A 16,515-nucleotide genomic window follows, 5' to 3' on the forward strand; every position below is an offset into this window, starting at 1 on the left:
GAGGTGCATCGCTGTCTCTAGACCTTTCTGTCGCACCGGTTGGAGAAAAAACTTGCAAGACGCCCAAATAAGCATCGGGGAGTCTTGAACACGTGCCCGAATGTTCACGCATCGATCGAATTGAGCCGTGTGGGTAAATGCCCGCAAAACCAATGGCGAACGAGCTGACGGTAACTCGCTACCAAATTCGCAAGATTGCCTAGGTAATGGACAGCTTCGGGCCTGTATCGCACCAAAGATTTATCAATCCACAAGGAGCCCATCATGAGCAACGCCAACGTGGCCGCTGTTCGCAACGCATATGAGGTCGCAGAACGGAAAGATCTGGAAGGCTGGATCAGCCTGTTCACGCCGGAAGGAGAGTTCACCGACAATTCTGTAGGCGTGACCTACCGTGGCCGAGCGCTCGCCGACCCGGTTCGCAACTACGGAGCAGCGTTTTCCAATATGCATCGGGAGCTATATCGTGTCTATGTCGATGGCAACATCGTCGTGGTGCAGCTTGCCCTACAGGGAACGCACGACGGAACGCTCGAGCTTCCTTTCGGCAAGCTGCCTGCAACGGGAAAGCGAATGGACGCGCCCTGCTGCGATGTATTTGAACTCGAGAACGGCAAGATCAAACGCTTCGACTGCTATCCGGAAGGAACGGTCATCTTTGCTCAGCTCGGCGTCTTGAACAATCTCGTCGCGGCGCTGATCCCCTAAAGTCTACTTAGACAACGCTAGCACGCCCAATGCACTTGAATTGCAGTCGTGTAGAAGCGCCTTAAAGCAAAAGCCCTGGCAGTGATCTGCCAGGGCTTCTATATGACTGTATGTGCCTGGACTGACTCCAGCTTCTCTATTGAACGCCAGAGTCCTGCCGTTGCACCACTTTGCCTGGCTTACCGTCAAGTGCCTCGGCAATCACCACCCAGCGCGGCTTGTCCGCACCATCGGTGGTCACCAGCTGGCGTATAGGGCCCGTCGCGTTGACGATGGCCGCTCCAGCGGGATTCGCCTTGAACGATGCCAGCGGTTCGAGCTCTCCGCTGCCGTCCGCCTGCGCAGCCAAGGCGATGACGTAGGTTTGACCGGGCCGCAGATGCGTTGCCGATGCCTGCAGTATTTGCACCAGCCCCTGATCGAACAGAGTTACGCGGGTGACTGCGCGATCTCCGCCATTGGTACCGCTCAAGGAGAGTTTGGCGACCGAGCCAGCCACGCCAAGCGGTTGCAGGTTTGCCGTCGAGGCGTCGATGTCGCTCACTGCGTTCACGACGTAGGCAATGGCCTGTGGCGCCTGGCCAATGTCAATGTTGGCAACCAACTTTCGCGTCGCTGTATCAATGACGGCCAGCTTGTCATCGTTCTCCAAACCGACATAGATCCAACGTCCATCGCCCGATGGCCACACGCCATGTGGAAGCGCCCCCACTGGAATGGTCGCGACTTGTGCAAAATCGGACGTGCGGAACACCTTGACCTGGTTCAGGCCGCCGACCGAGACGTAGGCAAACTGTCCTTCTTCAGTAAGGACGAAATTGACATGATTGGTGATGGGCCCGGTATCGATCACCTTAAGGACATTGAAGGGCGGCTTCGCATTGAAAGCCACGGCTTTGCCCACGTCCTTGAGCGTAAACCAGACCTGCTTGCCGTCCGGACTGGCCGCAATATTGGGGCAGAACGGACTGGGCTGGACGACCTGCCCGACCTGCTTTTGCGTTTCGACATCAAATACAACTGTGAGCGGATTGAACGACGAACAGATGTAGGCGTACTTGCCGTCCGGCGAGAAGATGGTCATGCCCGGACCGCCAGGTGTCCTGACGCGACCGGTCTCTTCAAACGTCGCCGCGTCCAGCACCGAAATGTAGTCCTCACCGCGGACAGTGACCCACACCTTCTTTCCGTCCGGAGTGAAGAACGCTTCGTGCGGTGACCGACCCACATACGTAGTGTGCTTGACCGTATTGGTCTGCGTATCGACGAACGAAACGGCATTGGAACCGATCGACACCACGGCCAGCATGTGCCCATCGGGCGAGAAACCCATGCCGTGTACCAACACTTGTCCTCGGTAAAGCGGCGAGAAATTGGCCGGCTGTGGATCGCCCAGGCGAATCACACCTAGCAAGCGGTTGTCCACCGGATCCGTAACGGACACCGTGTTGGAAAACTGTTCCGCGGCATACATCCGGTCATGGTGCGAGATGGGTACGTTCCTGGCGGCCCAAGGGGCTTGCTGCGCATGCAGCGCAGTGGCCCCGAGTATTAGAGGAGCGGCCAGGAGCGGTGTCACCTTGAATGTCATTGTAGTTCCTCGGTGCGTGGCGCTTCGGCGCCGCGATGGGTTGCCTTTTGGGAAGCGCCCGTAGGGCCGCCGACAGCGATGCGCATCACCGCGATCTCCTGTTGCTGATCGACGATGATTTCCTGGGCGATGCGTCGAAGCTGTTCGCTCTTTCCTTGCTCAAGCTCTGCCCTGGCCATGTCGATGGCAGCTTGATGATGCGGCACCATCATTTGCACGAAGTCGCGATCGACATCGTTTGTGGATGGCGCCGCCATAGCGTTCATCATGCGATCCATGGCGCGGCCGCACACATCGCGAAACTCGATGACAGCTGAATCCAGCGACGGTGAAGCCGCATGGAGCACGCCCACCAACGCAGCGGCCGGGATAGACATGGCCAAGAAACCGTGAAGTTTGTTCATGTGATTCTCCTGTGCTCGCCCGCATTGCCAGACAGCGACACCCCTTGGCAGCTTTCATAGCCGGACGTCGTCGTTTCTCACTTTGAGATGTTCACCAGCGCCCCGAGCGATCCCAGATGGTGTTCTCGCCAGGCCGGCATGGATAGGAAGCATTTCTTCCAAGCTGGACAATGGCGTCTTCATCCATAACCCGACTGGCAGACGCAGTCCGAGGGAGCCCGCCGTTTAGGTATTGAAATGGAAGCGAAGACTCAATAGCTTCGGCCGGATCGGGCCCATCTCAACCTTGCCCGGGGAGCCTTTTCGGTGCCGACCGCCTCAGACAACTACAAGTCGATCCGCGTCATGGTGTGTGATGATCATCCGATCATGCGGCACGGCTTGCGGGCGGCCATAGAACCCGTCGACGACATGACCGTCATCGCCGAGGTCGAGGATGGCGAAGAAGCCATCGCTCGGTACGCCGCATTGCAGCCCACGGTGACTTTGGTAGACCTGCAGATGCCCAAGGTCGATGGCTTAGAAGCCATCCGCGTCATACGCGACATGGACCCGAAGGCCTGCATCGTTGTCCTGACGAGCTACCCGGGAGATGCACGGGTTGTTCGAGCACTAGCCCTTGGCGCTACGTCTTACCTGTTGAAATCAGCCCCAGTCCCGGAAGTAATCCGCGCCATTCGAGCCGCCGTGCATGGCCGAGCGATCATCTCTCCGGAGCTGGCCCATCAGGTGGCCGTGCAGGCCGGTACGGAGAGACTTTCTGAAAGGGAGACCACGGTGCTGCGCTACGTTTCGTTGGGCCACAGCAATAAGGAAATTGCCAAGGTTCTCAGCGTATCCGAAGACACCGTGAAGTCGCGTCTGAGCAACGCCATGGCCAAACTAGGCGCGGCCGACCGTACGCATGCTGTGATCCTGGCCGTGCAGCGCGGCTTCCTTGATACCGAGAGTTTGAATTAACTGCTGACGGCGCTCCGCTTTTTCCGATTCGCGTAAGCCTGTCTCGCCGGCACGCGCATATGCAGGATGGTTCCTTCATCTGGCGAGCTCTCTGTCGTGATCTCGCCACCTAGGCGAGAAACACGTTCGCGCATACCGACAAGGCCGAACCGGGGCCTTTCGCCAGGCGACATTTCAAGATCCTTTGGCATGCCGTTTCCATCATCCGCCACAAGAAGCCAGAGTGCGCGCGGCGTGTAGTTGATGGTCACGGTCACGGCCGTTCCCCCTGAATGCGCGAAAGCGTTGCGCATACCTTCAATGGCCGCATCGCCCAGTTCGTGCTCGCAAGCAACCGTCAGTGCCCGAGGGGATCCCATGACCTGGATGGTAAATTGCAAGGTATAGCGATCGCGCAGCTGCTCTGCCTCGCGCAACAGACGATCGTAAAGAAGAAGGCCAGGATCCTCGCCGTTCCGCAGCTTAAGGACGCGCTCCCGGCCCTCGAGCATGGCATCGCGGGCCTGCGATGATATGCGCAGCGCTTCGGCCCGCTGCTTCGAGGGAATGCGCTCATCCAGCGACCACGCCTGCACCGTCATGATGACACCCTGAAAGCGCTGCAGGAGCGTGTCGTGAATGTCCCGGGCAACCGCTTCACGCTCATCCGACCGGATGCGCTCGTTGCGAATCATCACCTGCATTCTCAGCTTGAAGAGCAGCCAGATCAGAATGGCAATGGGAAGCAGCGCCAGCGATTTGAACCACCACGTCTCAAACGGACCAGGATGCCGATACAGTGAAATCGATGCGGCCGAAAGGACGGTACGACCATCCGTGGCTACCATCCGTACTTCGAACCGATAGTGGCCAGGCGGCAAGGAGTTGTAATCGGCCCGATAACTCGTTCCGGCATCGCGCCAATCGCTCTCCAGTCCGACGAGGCGGTACGAGAAGCGAGCCAGGTCTGGCCTCGCCAGGACTGGGCTCGCGAAGTTGATTCGAATTTCCGCCTGTTTGCCTTTGAGTTCAACTGAGCCGTCTGTCGGCAACAGCACACTACCGCCACTCTGGACGCTTTCTATGTAGATAGCGGGACTCTTGGCGGGAGCAAGCGGTTTGGCCGGATCGATCCACGCTAGACCCGACACGGACTGGGCCCATATCCGCCCTCGGCCGTCGAGTCGCAGGCTAGGGAGACCGATATCCGGATCTGGAGGGGCAACGATGCCATCAGGGAGCCCAAAAGCTTGAGGGTGTAGCTGTAGCCCAGGCGTTCTGAGGGCGGCACGGATGTCGGCGTTGCCGACACGGAATACGCCGTCAAGGGATTGCACCCATAGGTTTCCCTCCGCGTCCCTCACTACGCCGGTGACGGGCTCCATCTGTTCCGGCTGCGCGAACTGGAGCGTATGAAAACGCGTGCCGTCGAACAGCCGTATGCCGTGCTCACCGCCGATCCACACACCGCTTCCATCGGGAAACATAGCCTTGATGCGGCCGATCCGGGGATTCTGCCCATCAAAGCTTTGAAGGTTTCCTTTGTCCCAAAGGACGACCTGGCCATCCGCACCTCTTCCCATCCAGATTCGGTCGGCATCATCAACCGCGATGGCGCTGACATCGCTTCTGGGTAGCCCAATCGGGCGCCATGCCTTCTCTCTCCAGATGGATGGCCCTCTGTTCTCTGCATTGCACGCCACCACCTCTCCCGCGTGATTCATGGCAAAACAGAGGAGTCCCGTTGTACCGGTGAGGGCGGAACGGGGTTGGTCTGCGATCTTCGTTACGCTCCCTTGGTTAACTTGGTATACCCCAGATGCAATAGATACGATGATCTTGGAGGAATAGGGATCGCGATGAATGCCGAGCGCAAACTTGGATTCATCAAGGAAAGTCTTCCATGGCCCAGAGGCCATGCCATGCAGCAAGGACATGGTCTCGCTACCCACCCACAACGAGCCATCGTCGTCCGCGGCCGCAGTTACCTCATGAAGGTTGTAAGGAAGGCGTACGGCCGTGAAGGCCGAGCGCGTAAATCGATCGAGACCTGACTCCGAGCCAATCCAGATCGTTCCATCGCGATCTTGGAAGATCACAGCCTCAAATGAGCCGCTGAGCCCGTCCGCTTTGGTCATGGACTCCAGCTCGGGCGCTGAATGCGTACGCTCGGCCGCTGCAAATGCCTGCGCGGAGATATAGCTCACGCCGATGCTGGATGAGGTGATCCAGACCGCTCCATCCCGGTCTTGGTAGATTCTGTTGGCGAACAGCTTGAGGGGAGCCATGACGGGCGTCACCCTGGCTCCCGTAACTCGATAGAAGTGGATGGAATCTTGGGTGGCGGCGATGATGATGCCGTTCCTTCCCGCATAGACCTTGATGATTCCTGACACCACGCCGTCCACGCGCACGGGTGTCATGGTTCCCTTTGCGACGAAAAAGACTTTGTCGTCGCAGTCGTACCAGATGTTCCCCACCTCATCAGAACTGCCAAAGCCGCATCCGGCTTTTCCCTCGGAGGTCGGAACCTCTACCCATTGCCGACCTTTCAGCCTGAGCAGGCCATGGCTGCTTACTGCCCAGACGTTACCCATCGCGTCGACGAAGGGACGCGCACGTCCGTCCAATCCGGAAGTAAGGCCATTGGTAAGCCGCCCCTTGAAGAGGTAGCTCGGCGGGTTATGCACGTAGCTGAGCCAAAGCCCACCATCGGGAGCAGCGACCATATGGTGGATCTGAGCTTCACTGAAAGAATCGCCGCTAGGAGCGGACTGCACGAACGTCCGGCCATCGAAGCGTGTGACTCCTCTGGAACCGATGACCCAGAGAAAGCCGTCCTTATCCTGAGCGATATCTCCGATATCGGACGGGGCCCCGTCCTGTTGCCTGAACGCCGTATGGTGGTAGGCGCCCAAGGACTCAGCTGGACTTTGCGCGGCCGCGCCCGTTGCGCTCACGGGAGCGAACGCCGTAATTAACAGAAGGAGCAAAAACACGTATGCCTTGCGCTGCATGCAAGCTCTTTCCCCAGGATGCTGCCCGCCGGGTGTCGCTCGCCCGTGAGAATTCGAAGTCTTGAGCGGACTGTGCATCCAACGCATGGGCATGGCAAGGATTAGCCATGGAAGCCTCAGAAGCCTCGGTCGCGGTCCCTGGCTTGAACGGACTGCAAGAACCGTATGACTTCCTCGGCGCGTCCGCAGGCGATCAATTCGGCCGCTGTCTGGTTCCCCAGTTCCCGTATTCGGGTTTCGAGTAGCCACTCGCGGACCCGCTGCGGATCCGGTTCGATCTGGAGGGCCAAATGGAGAACCGAGAAGGTATCCGAAGATACCGCCCCCCACGAGAGGACGCGTCGAACCGCCTTCCCGGGAAGATGATATTTCAGCGCTTTCGGGGAAGTCGTCATGCAGAAGATCGCTCGTCGCCGTGATGTGGCCGAGCATGCGGCAGCCCGACGCCCGTACGCTTGACCATAGACGAGCTGGCCTCACACGTATTGTCCGATCGTCCACGGTATCGTCCATTGCCTGCGACAGGATTCCAAATGGAATGCCCATTGCCCTATGAGCGTTGAAAGGTAGAGATGCAGTCACGCCGGAGAGCCGGTAGTCACCTGACTGCTCCTCCGGAGAAGGCGGCTCGCGTGTATAGCGGTATCTGAATCACCGGGCGAACGTTGCGGTATGGCGCCGAACAATCCGGCGCTCACCTCGTTCGCAAGTACATGCATCCATCACGAGAACGCCCGTCGTTTTTCATGGAAAGACACCCGCGTTCCTCCGCCACTGTCCCGGCGTCATTCCTACCTGATGACGGAACACCCGAGAGAAATGCGATGCATCTGTGAAACCCAGTCGACTGGCGATCTCCTCCAACCCCAGCGATCGCTTCCGCAAAAGATCGAAAGACCGGTCAATCCGTGCGTGCATCTGCCACTGGTGCGGCGCCTTGCCAGTGGCTTTGCGAAAGGCCCGGCTGAAGTGCGCCGGTGAGAGACCCACACACTTCGCCATTTCCATGACCGACACGGATTCCGGCAGCCTGGCGAGGACGAGATCCAGTACCGAAGAGACCAGACGGGGCGCAAGATCAGGACCTGGATGCCTGCGATTGTCCTTACGTCCAAACAGAATCGCCGCTGCCGAGCACATCAGGCCCTCACCATAGGGCTCCGCCGCGGGATCGGATTGACCGATCGCATCCACCAACAGTCCAACGATCGAGAACAGCCGTTCATCCTGGTGCGCAATGAGCGGGACCGTCATCAGATGGGGATCCAAGGCATCGCCGAGCAACCTTTCGATCACGGGTGCCTCAAATGACAACACCGCATCCCTTACATAAACCATCGACTCCGAGTAGCCCCATAGAGGCATTCCCGAGCTGATCAGGTTCAAGCTTCGCTGACCCTGGACGACGGGAAACGCCTTGCCGGCAGATAGCCGGGGCTGGGGTACACCGCCCCAGGCGTCAAGCGCTGTCACCAATCGAATGGCACCGGTTACCGGGAACTCATGCAACGCGGGCGCCGGAGCATGGCGCCAGGTTTCCGACACTAAGGACACGCCAGCCCAGCTACGCTCAAGACGTGCAAGACGTTGCCCTTGGCCGGGCGCGAGAGGAGGGCGCTGTTCCTTCGTCATCTCGGATTGCCAGGGATGCGATTCTGAGTAGCTACGAAATGCTTGGCGCTAAGGTACCCCAGACCCGGATAGGGCTGTCCCAGGTCACTTGAACCTGATCGACCAGTGGTTTCGTCGCCGCCAGATAGGCTTTGCGATACGGCCGGGTTCCCTGAGTCATCGCAAACTCCTCCTTGGTTCCGCGCCAGAGTTCGTACAGGGTGAACTCACGGGGACGCTCCGGCGTTCGATGAAGAACGGCCGTGATGAAGTCATCCTCCTTGGCGCATGCATCAAGGATCTGTTCGATATGCTCCAGAAGTTCCGCCTCCTTTCCCTCTTTGACGACATAGTGGAGGTAGAGCGCGCACGTCGGTCTGCTAAGCATAGTTCTGCTCCTTGGCCGGCTCAGGGCGCGTGGCCATCAAGAAAGACGATGGTGCTTGCGATGCGGCCATCGGCGATGGTAACGACGTCTTCGCCCGTCACCATGTCCGGGTGGTTTCCGGGGCCGTACTGCCAGCGGACGCGCACGTTGCCGTGCTGCACGTAGGGTTTGCCGACCGCTTTGAACGCCCATCCCTTATTGGCGTCCTGGAGCTTTCCAAGCAAGGTATTGAGCTGCTCCCTACCGACCACCAGACCTTCGGGATCATTGAACACGGTGTTTTCGGTGTAGTGTTTTTCAAGGAAGGCACGACGATTTGTTTCCAACGGATCGTTCAACATGGCGACATAGCCTTGAACGAGGCTGTCGATATCCTCTTGACTGGGATTGGCCGTGGATACCGAGGAGTCTCGTGCACGCCACAGATGAGTAGCGGCCGTTGCTTCAGCGGCCTGCCCGCCCGGATAACTCACCAGTTCCATCTTCGCCCCCCATGGAGCGAGGAAGTAGGCCCAGGTATCGCCCGCCGTCGGCCCCGATGTCATATGAATAGGATCGGTGAGTACGGTCAGACCCTGGCTGCGAAGACGCTTGACCGCCCCATCGATGTCATCGACGTACAGGGCGACATGCGATGCCCCGGCATCGTCATAGTGAGGCTGAAGGTGATCCGCATCCGGTGCGTCATACGCAAACAGCTCGATGTTTGCTCCGTCCTTGGCACGCATCATCACGATGCTCTTTACGCTGGACGAGCCATGCATGTTGAAAAGCTTCTTGAAATCCGCGTTGACGGGCGGGCTCTTCATCTCGGTCACCGGCTGGAAACCAAACGTCTCCTGGAAAAAACGGATCGCCTGATCCATGTCCGGCACATTGATGCCCACGTGGTCAACACCCGTGACGTTTACGGCAGGCGATCGGTTCGCACCTTCCGCATGTGATTCGGACGCGACAGCGGCCGATGTTGAAATGGCAAGGGTCAACGAAAGCGCCAGGGAAGTGACGGTATTTCTGTTCATGATGTTATTCCAGGTATGGGAGTCGCAATGGCCGCCGGCTCGTCTTGCCGCCAGTCTGCTTTACGCTGTGAGTTCGGGATGCCGCGGATTCTGGTCGCTGCAGACAACTCAAAAGTGGATGAATGCGCTTTTCTTGTACGTATGTGCTCGGCTGCTCTAACTGACCGATCTCAAGTCAGCGCATACCAAGGCATATCGTTCGCCTGCGCTTTGAATGACGGAATCGATCTGTGCTCCCGCATGTGGTCATGGCACTGAAACTAGCCATCGACATAGCGGTGGGCTAGGACAATCGTGCGTCGAGAACTTGCAGGTTTTTGCATCCCGTAGACCTCGAATCCGACGACAAACGCTTCCTGACGTAAGGGCCTGATAGTGCGCTCGGTGTCCGGGTGTGGGTGTCGGCGCGCAATATGGAATACCTAAACCGGTGATTTTCTTTCACGGGATCACATCTGTTTCGGCGTCATGACGCATCACAACATTGAGGGCATTCGCACTACCGCTCTCTTTGCACCTCTACCGACTTCGCCACGCGACGAGAGAGCACTCATCCGCCTTCCATCGGGGACAGAAGATGACGGCCAGTGTCAAAGAAATCAGTGACTCAACGGCATTGCTCTGTGCGAAGCAGCTCCTGGCCGCAGCGCTGGCGGGATTCGATGACGATCTTTCGTTGACTCGCCAGCGCGTCTCCGAGGTCGCCAGCCTCTTGGATAGCTCCTGTCCACCTGAGGCATCCATCGATACCGCCATCCCCAGTGACATGGTCGAGCGTCTCGAGGCATACATTCGCGACCACCTCTATCGTGTGATTCGCATAACAGAGCTGGCGACGATGATCGGGTTCAGTCGAGGCAGGTTTTGCCGATCGTTCAAGGAAACTTTTGGTGTCACCGCCCATAGCTACATTACGACGCAGAGGGTCATGGCGGCCGCAAGAATGATGCGTGAAACCTCCCTGCCGCTCAGCGCCATTGCCGTCTCCTGCGGCCTTTACGACCAGTCGCATCTCTGCAACGTCTTTCGCAAGAAGTACCGCGTGTCGCCGAACGTATGGCGAAAACGACAAGTAGCACATGCTCAGGCGAGACCGAACGATCGGACTGACAGACCCGCCGCCCAGCTACTTATCGGTTGACTTCGACCATGACGACCTCGGTGGCATCGATGGCCTCCAGTGTCAGCACCTCTTCGTCCATGACGTAGGCACCATCCTGGGGATGTACGGTGACCCCGTTGACGATCACCGCCCCTCGCACGGGAACGAGATAAGCCTGCTTCGAAGGGCTAAGCGCACGGTGGATGACGGCCCCTGGAGTCATGGTGGCGCCAAGGACTCTGGCGTCCGCGTTGATGCGCAATGCGCTTGAACCGTCGCCATAACCCGTCGCCAGAACGTCAAACTGATCGCTCGCCGCTGCCCCTCTGAGCTGCCGGCTCTCCCATCGCGGCGTTCCGCCCGGCGTTCTTGGCCTCAACCAGATCTGGAAGATGCGGGTCACGCTCTCTTCCGCGTTCCACTCCGAGTGCCGAATGCCCGTGCCCGCACTCATCACCTGGATGTCGCCGGCAACCGTGCGACCACGGTTGCCGAGACTGTCCTGATGCGTAATCGCGCCTTCGCGCACATACGTGACGATTTCGACGTCCTGATGCGAGTGGAGAGGAAACCCGGAGAGCGGCTCGATCTGATCGTCGTTCCATGCGATGAGCGGACCGATGGCTGCGTGCTCAGGATTGCCCAATCCGGCCACGGCGACATGAAGGCGGGCTTTGAGCCAATCGTGGTCATGGCCACGCAGCGTTGAGTACCGGCGAAGCGCGATCATCGCATGAGCCTCCGGGTTCCTTCCTTCCCTTTAAACCTGCGCCTGGCCGCCGTCGACAAAGAGCTCAGCGCCGTTGACGAAGCTGGCATCGTCGGAGGCAAGGAACACCACCGCCTTGGCGATTTCTTCCGGATCGCCGACACGGCCCATCGGAACCAGCGAGGCAAGGTAGTCCAGCAAACCCTGCTGCTGCGCGGCATCGGGACCGGCCAGATCAACGAGGCCAGGCGTCCTGGTAGCGCCAGGGCTGACCACGTTGAAGCGGATACCGCGGTCCTTCACATCCAGGATCCAGCTGCGAACCAGGGCGCGGACCGCGGCCTTGCTCGCGGAGTAGACGCTGAAAGCGGGCGTGCCGCTGATACCGGCGGTCGAACCGGTGAGGATGACGGAGGCGCCCTTGGCCAGCAGCGGCAGCGCCTTCTGCACGGTGAAGATCACGCCTTTGACGTTGCGGCCGAAGGTGTCTTCGTACTGTTCTTCAGTGATGTCGCCCAGGGGGAGCATGCCGCCGCCACCAGCATTGGCGAACAGTACGTCGATGTGGCCCTTGCTGTTCTTGATCGCCGCGAACAACTGATCGAGCTGATCGAGCTTCGAGGAGTCCACCTGAACGCCCGTCGCGTTGCCGATGGCAGCAACGGCTTCGTCGAGCTCCTTCTTGCGACGACCGGTGATGAAGACGTGGGCGCCCTCCGCGGCAAACTGCTTGGCCGTGGCCAGGCCGATGCCGGAGGTGCCACCAGTGACGACAGCGATCTTGCCTTCGAGCTTACGGGTCATGACTGCGTTCCTCTTGATTGGATGTGGGTGTTGCGGGACGAGAGATAGGCTATCGACGAGGCCAGACAAACAAAATAGAATCGATTGCAATTCATCGTTGCAAAAATGAAATGAGTAACCTCCCCGATCTGGAAGGCCTCGCCCTGTTTGCCAAAGTGGCGGAGGAGCGCTCTTTCGCCGGCGCGGCGCGGGAGTTCGACCTATCCGTGGCGACCGTGTCGCGCGCCGTGACCCGGCTGGAAAGTCGCTTGGGCGGCCGGTTGTTCAATCGCACCTCACGCCAGCTGGCACTGACGGAGTTCGGCGCATCACTGCTGGACCAGGCGAGCCGCCTGCTGCGCGAGGCCGAGGAGCTTGAGGCCACGGCGCGCGAGCAAGCCGCACATCCGCGTGGACTCGTTCGCCTCGCGGTGCCCATGTCCTTCGGGATCAAATGGGTGGCTCCTTTGCTTCCCGAGTTCCTGGAGCGCTTCCCCGACATCAGTGTCGATTTGCATCTATCGGACGCCTCGGTCGACCTCATTGGCGATGGATTCGACGCCGCCGTGCGCATCGCCTTGCTTCCGGACTCGTCGCTGGTGGCGCGCAAGCTCTGCAGCGTCTCGCGCTTCCTGGTGGCATCGCCGGAATACCTTCGCTTGAACGGCAAGCCGAAGAATCCCGATGATCTGAATCGCCATCACTGCGTCGGCTACGCTTACCGCTCACAGAACGACACATGGAAGCTGATCGACCGCGAAGGCAACGAAGAACTGATCAAGCCGCGTGGCAAGCTGCGTGTAACGAACATCGAAGCCTCCATTCCTCTCCTGCTTGCAGGCAAGGCGGTGGGTGAGCTTCCCGAGTTCATTGCCAGTGAGTACCTGAAGTCCGGAGCGCTTCAGGAGGTACTGCCTGGCTGGTCACAGCCAACAGGCGGCCTCTACTTCGTTACGCCCACGTTGCGCTCCCGCCCAGCGAAGATCGAAGCCCTCGGGAATTTCCTGACAGAGAAGCTCTCCGAGCCACAGTGGCGCTGGTCCCCGAAGAGACCAGCGCACCGAAGTTAGTGGCCCCTGAAGGCGGCGCGAATCTTTTCGTTCGCCTGGTCGATCGCCGCGCGGGCGGCCGGCGTATCGGAAAGGGCATTCAACATGACGAAGTCGTGGATCGTGCCTAGATACCGAACTGCGGTCACCGGAACGCCAGCCGATGCCAGTTTGTGTGCGTACGCCTCACCCTGCCGACCTTTCAGAACTTCAAGTTGCGCCTACCGCCAAGAACTATTCCGGCGAGGAGTTCGACATCAAGCCCTTCGAGGGCGACATGCGCGACTTGCTCAATCGCTACGTCAAGGCCGATGACGCCCGCGAGCTGGGCGACATGAGTGATCTGTCGCTAGTCGACCTGATCGTCAAGACGGGCATCCACGACGCCATCGCACAGAAGCTCAATGCCAAGGGCGCTAGTGCGAAAGCCGTGGCCGAGGGCATCATCAACAATATCCGCAAGACCATCATTCAGGAGCGACTGACCGATCCGCGCTTCTTCAAAGAGATGTCCAGCTTGCTGGACGAGTTGATCGAGCAATCGCGCGCCGACGCGAAGAGCTATGCGGAATTCCTCAAGCAAGCCGAGGCGCTGGCGAAGAAGCTGGCAGCGCACGCGTCCGGTGGCGAGCAGGCGCCCGAAGCCTTGCAGGGCCGGCCCGAAGCGGTGGTGATCTACCGCAATCTGCCCGATATCCTGGCCAAGGTGCCCGATGCCAGGCATATCGGAGAGGAAAGGATCTGGCACGCCAGTGAGTTGATCGACATGGCTGTCAAGATCGACGCTGCGATGCGCGAAGCCGTGCCCGCCGGCTGGAAAGGGCATGAGATCAAGGAACGTGAAGTCCGACGCGCACTGCTCCCGCTGGTCGGTGGCGACCGCAGTGCCATGTTGAAGCTGTTCGAGCTGGTCAAGAACCAATCCGGCTACCGTTGATGGATACCTTGCGGCTGGGCGACATCGAGATCACGGTGACGCGCAAGGACGTCAAGCACGTCCATTTGTCCGTGCATCCGCCAGAAGGCAGGGTGACGCTGGTCGCGCCTGTTCGATCCCGCCTTGAGGTGCTCCGGGCCTATGCCATCACCCGGCTTTCGTGGATCCGCAACCAGCAAGCCGCACTCCATGCCCAGGCCCGCGAGGCGCCGCGGCGCCATGTCACGCGGGAGAGCCACTATCTGTGGGGTCGCCGTTACCTGCTCTACGTCCAGTACGTGGATGCCAAGCCCGGCATTCGCCAGGACCACAAGCGCATCACGCTCATGGTGCGCCCCGAGAGTGATCCGGCGAAGCGGGCGGATGTGATGCACGAGTGGCACAAGGCCCAGCTTCACTCGATCCTGCCTGACCTCATCCGAAGCTGGGAGCCTCGGCTGGGTGTAAAGGTGCGCGCCTACTATCTACAGCGAATGAAGACCCGCTGGGGTAGCTGCAATCATGCGCGTGGGCATATCCGTTTGAACACTGAACTGGTCAAGAAGCCCAGGCACCTCTTGGAGTATGTGCTGGTGCACGAGATGGCGCATTTGATAGTGCCTAAGCATGACGAACGCTTCATCGCACTTATGGATGAGCACTACCCACGATGGCGAGAGGCACGCGCGGAGCTCAATGCTCTTCCACTTGCGACGCATACCTAGAACGATAACTAAGCAATGTGGGGCCGGATGTAGCTAAGCGACTAGCGATCTTAATCACCCCAGCCCCTTACTCTTGGGCAAGAAGGTCCAACTGGCGGAATCGGCCATGAGCGGAATGGAAGCCGACGAAGGCGGGGAAGAGGCTCAAGTGGCGTAGTGATGTGTGCCGGAAGATACGAGATCTTGGACCATGGGAAATGGCCCGCCAATTAACCACGATTCGCAGGTATCGAACGCCTGCTGAGAAACCAATCCGGCCTGCGCGTCACTTGCGATAGCCAGCCTTAAATATAGGCGTCCGTAACGTCCCATGTTTAACGCTGGCTTTCATATGGCGACCCTGAGCCAGTTCCCCTGCGTTGATGTTGCCAACAGAGCAACATTCGTTGCCCTATGAGCAACACCCTTGCGAGATAGACCCGATCTCGTACCCGCGCTCCTTGCAAGGACGAAGCGTGGCCTTGAGGTGCGCCGACACAACGAGGCCCGAGCCACGGGCCTCGTCGCTTGAAGATGTGCTCGACGCCTTTGCTTCTTGCGGACCGACCAACCGTTCTGGCTCCCAAGCGCTGATGACAACGCGCTCGTCCTGGCGGGGTAATCCGGGGTAGCGGACCTAAATCGCCACAGCCGAATGTTCCGCCTTGCCGCGCACTTGCAGCCACTGCATCCTCAAATGCGCCTGCGCCGCACACCGCGTGCCCATCTCCATAAATGCCCCAATCCCATCCAACATCACCGTCAATCGCTGGACGTCCGGGACGCCTCGCTCGTTCACCAACTCCGTCAAAGTCCGGAGATTGCTACGCGCGTACTGCAACCACTCCGTAGCGTCGTTCAACAGCGCCTCCGGCCCCGCGTCCGGATCAGAGAAATAATTCGTATGCCGCTTGGTCCAGGGCTCGCCAAAACCGCTCATCAGTAACTCCTTTGCTATAAAGCGCCGCTCCTCGCTCCGAAAACGGCACGCCGCCAACCACTCAGCGTGCCGCGATCACACGGACTCGAGGTTTCACCGGTGGTCCATGGCTGGACTCCGGGCGGCTTGATTGAGAAGTGGAATGCGGCGTCAGTAGATTCCGCCGTCGCGCAAGGCAACGCGCCGGGTTACACGGCTAGGATTCTTCCAACGAAAACCACCTTGGGCCGCGGTTCTTCAACCGTGCCTGCGAGGAATGCAGACGGCCCGAACTGGCGGTGAAGATGTCGCCGAGGGGATCGGCGGGCGTGCAAGTACCGTATGATCTGGCTTAGCCATGATCAACTCTCCAGAAGTTGGTGATGGTCAGCGGGTCAGGGGTGTTTCCAGCACCCTTGGCCCGCGCTTCTCACAGCATTGCTGCCATGGTTGCACGCGACGCGCATCACCACCCCGCGTGCAACGCCATCGACACTAGCAAAATCATTTTTTGTTGTCTGTAGTCCCGCACCCTCGTCGCGGGCGCCTTCGCGCACATTGCGTATATGTCTCATGCGTCGCCGACAAAAAATCGTCGACGACGCATGTCACGCAGGCCTGCATATGACTCGCTAACAGCGTGGCGTAGAACG

16 protein-coding genes are annotated in these 16,515 nt (G+C 59.4%); 6 read left to right on the forward strand and 10 right to left on the reverse strand.

Annotated features, from left to right (window positions below; translation table 11 throughout):
* The first annotated feature begins 264 nt into the window (after window positions 1–264).
* Window positions 265–708 carry a nuclear transport factor 2 family protein gene (locus ACNR9O_RS19745; protein WP_473685609.1) on the forward strand — a complete coding sequence of 148 codons (444 nt, stop codon included), beginning with the start codon at window positions 265–267 and terminating at the stop codon, window positions 706–708.
* A 136-nt stretch (window positions 709–844) separates the two neighbouring features.
* Here the strand turns inward: ACNR9O_RS19745 and ACNR9O_RS19750 are convergent, their stop codons facing one another.
* Both ACNR9O_RS19750 and ACNR9O_RS19755 read right to left on the reverse strand, forming a co-directional pair.
* Entirely contained in the window at window positions 845–2,299 is a 1,455-nt protein-coding gene (locus ACNR9O_RS19750; RefSeq protein ID WP_473685607.1) for a YncE family protein, read from the reverse strand.
* The gene (locus ACNR9O_RS19755) at window positions 2,296–2,703 is read right to left on the reverse strand and encodes a DUF305 domain-containing protein (protein ID WP_473685605.1); all 408 of its coding nucleotides are present in this window, start codon (window positions 2,701–2,703) and stop codon (window positions 2,296–2,298) included. The genes ACNR9O_RS19750 and ACNR9O_RS19755 overlap by 4 nt, the downstream gene beginning before the upstream one ends.
* A 345-nt stretch (window positions 2,704–3,048) precedes the next feature.
* On the opposite strand from ACNR9O_RS19755, the gene ACNR9O_RS19760 reads away from it, so the two are divergent.
* A complete protein-coding gene (locus tag ACNR9O_RS19760; RefSeq protein ID WP_473700818.1) occupies window positions 3,049–3,663 on the forward strand; it encodes a response regulator in 615 nt (204 codons plus the stop codon).
* Here ACNR9O_RS19760 and ACNR9O_RS19765 read toward each other — a convergent pair.
* The 4 genes from ACNR9O_RS19765 to ACNR9O_RS19780 form a co-directional block, all read right to left on the reverse strand.
* Window positions 3,660–6,659 carry a sensor histidine kinase gene (locus ACNR9O_RS19765; protein ID WP_473685601.1) on the reverse strand — a complete coding sequence of 1,000 codons (3,000 nt, stop codon included), beginning with the start codon at window positions 6,657–6,659 and terminating at the stop codon, window positions 3,660–3,662. The two genes, ACNR9O_RS19760 and ACNR9O_RS19765, sit on opposite strands and share 4 nt — an antisense overlap.
* 744 nt (window positions 6,660–7,403) lie before the next feature.
* Window positions 7,404–8,045 carry a helix-turn-helix domain-containing protein gene (locus ACNR9O_RS19770; protein ID WP_473685599.1) on the reverse strand — a complete coding sequence of 214 codons (642 nt, stop codon included), beginning with the start codon at window positions 8,043–8,045 and terminating at the stop codon, window positions 7,404–7,406.
* Window positions 8,046–8,322: 277 nt separating this feature from the next.
* Window positions 8,323–8,658, reverse strand: a complete 336-nt coding sequence (locus tag ACNR9O_RS19775) for a putative quinol monooxygenase (RefSeq protein ID WP_473685597.1) — start codon at window positions 8,656–8,658, stop codon at window positions 8,323–8,325.
* Between the two features lie 20 nt (window positions 8,659–8,678).
* Window positions 8,679–9,680, reverse strand: coding sequence for a VOC family protein (locus ACNR9O_RS19780; protein ID WP_473685595.1), 1,002 nt, complete (start codon window positions 9,678–9,680; stop codon window positions 8,679–8,681).
* A gap of 577 nt (window positions 9,681–10,257) precedes the next feature.
* On the opposite strand from ACNR9O_RS19780, the gene ACNR9O_RS19785 reads away from it, so the two are divergent.
* The gene (locus ACNR9O_RS19785; RefSeq protein WP_473685593.1) at window positions 10,258–10,821 is read left to right on the forward strand and encodes a helix-turn-helix domain-containing protein; all 564 of its coding nucleotides are present in this window, start codon (window positions 10,258–10,260) and stop codon (window positions 10,819–10,821) included.
* Here the strand turns inward: ACNR9O_RS19785 and ACNR9O_RS19790 are convergent.
* On the reverse strand, window positions 10,811–11,512 hold the full coding sequence (locus ACNR9O_RS19790) for a pirin family protein (protein WP_473685591.1): 702 nt from the start codon (window positions 11,510–11,512) through the stop codon (window positions 10,811–10,813). The two genes, ACNR9O_RS19785 and ACNR9O_RS19790, sit on opposite strands and share 11 nt — an antisense overlap.
* 30 nt (window positions 11,513–11,542) lie before the next feature.
* Window positions 11,543–12,295 carry an SDR family NAD(P)-dependent oxidoreductase gene (locus ACNR9O_RS19795; protein ID WP_473685589.1) on the reverse strand — a complete coding sequence of 251 codons (753 nt, stop codon included), beginning with the start codon at window positions 12,293–12,295 and terminating at the stop codon, window positions 11,543–11,545.
* A 110-nt stretch (window positions 12,296–12,405) separates the two neighbouring features.
* Here ACNR9O_RS19795 and ACNR9O_RS19800 point away from each other — a divergent pair, with 110 nt between their 5' ends.
* Window positions 12,406–13,344 (forward strand): LysR family transcriptional regulator, encoded by a 939-nt coding sequence (locus ACNR9O_RS19800; RefSeq protein ID WP_473685587.1) that lies wholly within the window; start codon window positions 12,406–12,408, stop codon window positions 13,342–13,344.
* Here the strand turns inward: ACNR9O_RS19800 and ACNR9O_RS19805 are convergent.
* The gene (locus ACNR9O_RS19805; RefSeq protein WP_473700819.1) at window positions 13,341–13,529 is read right to left on the reverse strand and encodes an alpha/beta hydrolase fold domain-containing protein; all 189 of its coding nucleotides are present in this window, start codon (window positions 13,527–13,529) and stop codon (window positions 13,341–13,343) included. The genes ACNR9O_RS19800 and ACNR9O_RS19805 overlap by 4 nt on opposite strands.
* On the opposite strand from ACNR9O_RS19805, the gene ACNR9O_RS19810 reads away from it, so the two are divergent.
* The gene (locus tag ACNR9O_RS19810; protein ID WP_473685585.1) at window positions 13,499–14,260 is read left to right on the forward strand and encodes a hypothetical protein; all 762 of its coding nucleotides are present in this window, start codon (window positions 13,499–13,501) and stop codon (window positions 14,258–14,260) included. The genes ACNR9O_RS19805 and ACNR9O_RS19810 overlap by 31 nt on opposite strands.
* Entirely contained in the window at window positions 14,260–14,964 is a 705-nt protein-coding gene (locus tag ACNR9O_RS19815; RefSeq protein ID WP_473685583.1) for a M48 family metallopeptidase, read from the forward strand. Before ACNR9O_RS19810 ends, ACNR9O_RS19815 begins: the two co-directional genes overlap by 1 nt.
* Before the next feature lie 616 nt (window positions 14,965–15,580).
* On the opposite strand, the gene ACNR9O_RS19820 is transcribed toward ACNR9O_RS19815, so the two are convergent.
* Window positions 15,581–15,883 carry a hypothetical protein gene (locus ACNR9O_RS19820; RefSeq protein WP_473685581.1) on the reverse strand — a complete coding sequence of 101 codons (303 nt, stop codon included), beginning with the start codon at window positions 15,881–15,883 and terminating at the stop codon, window positions 15,581–15,583.
* Window positions 15,884–16,515 lie beyond the last annotated feature (632 nt).

Source organism: Dyella sp. CR10 (assembly GCF_055814425.1).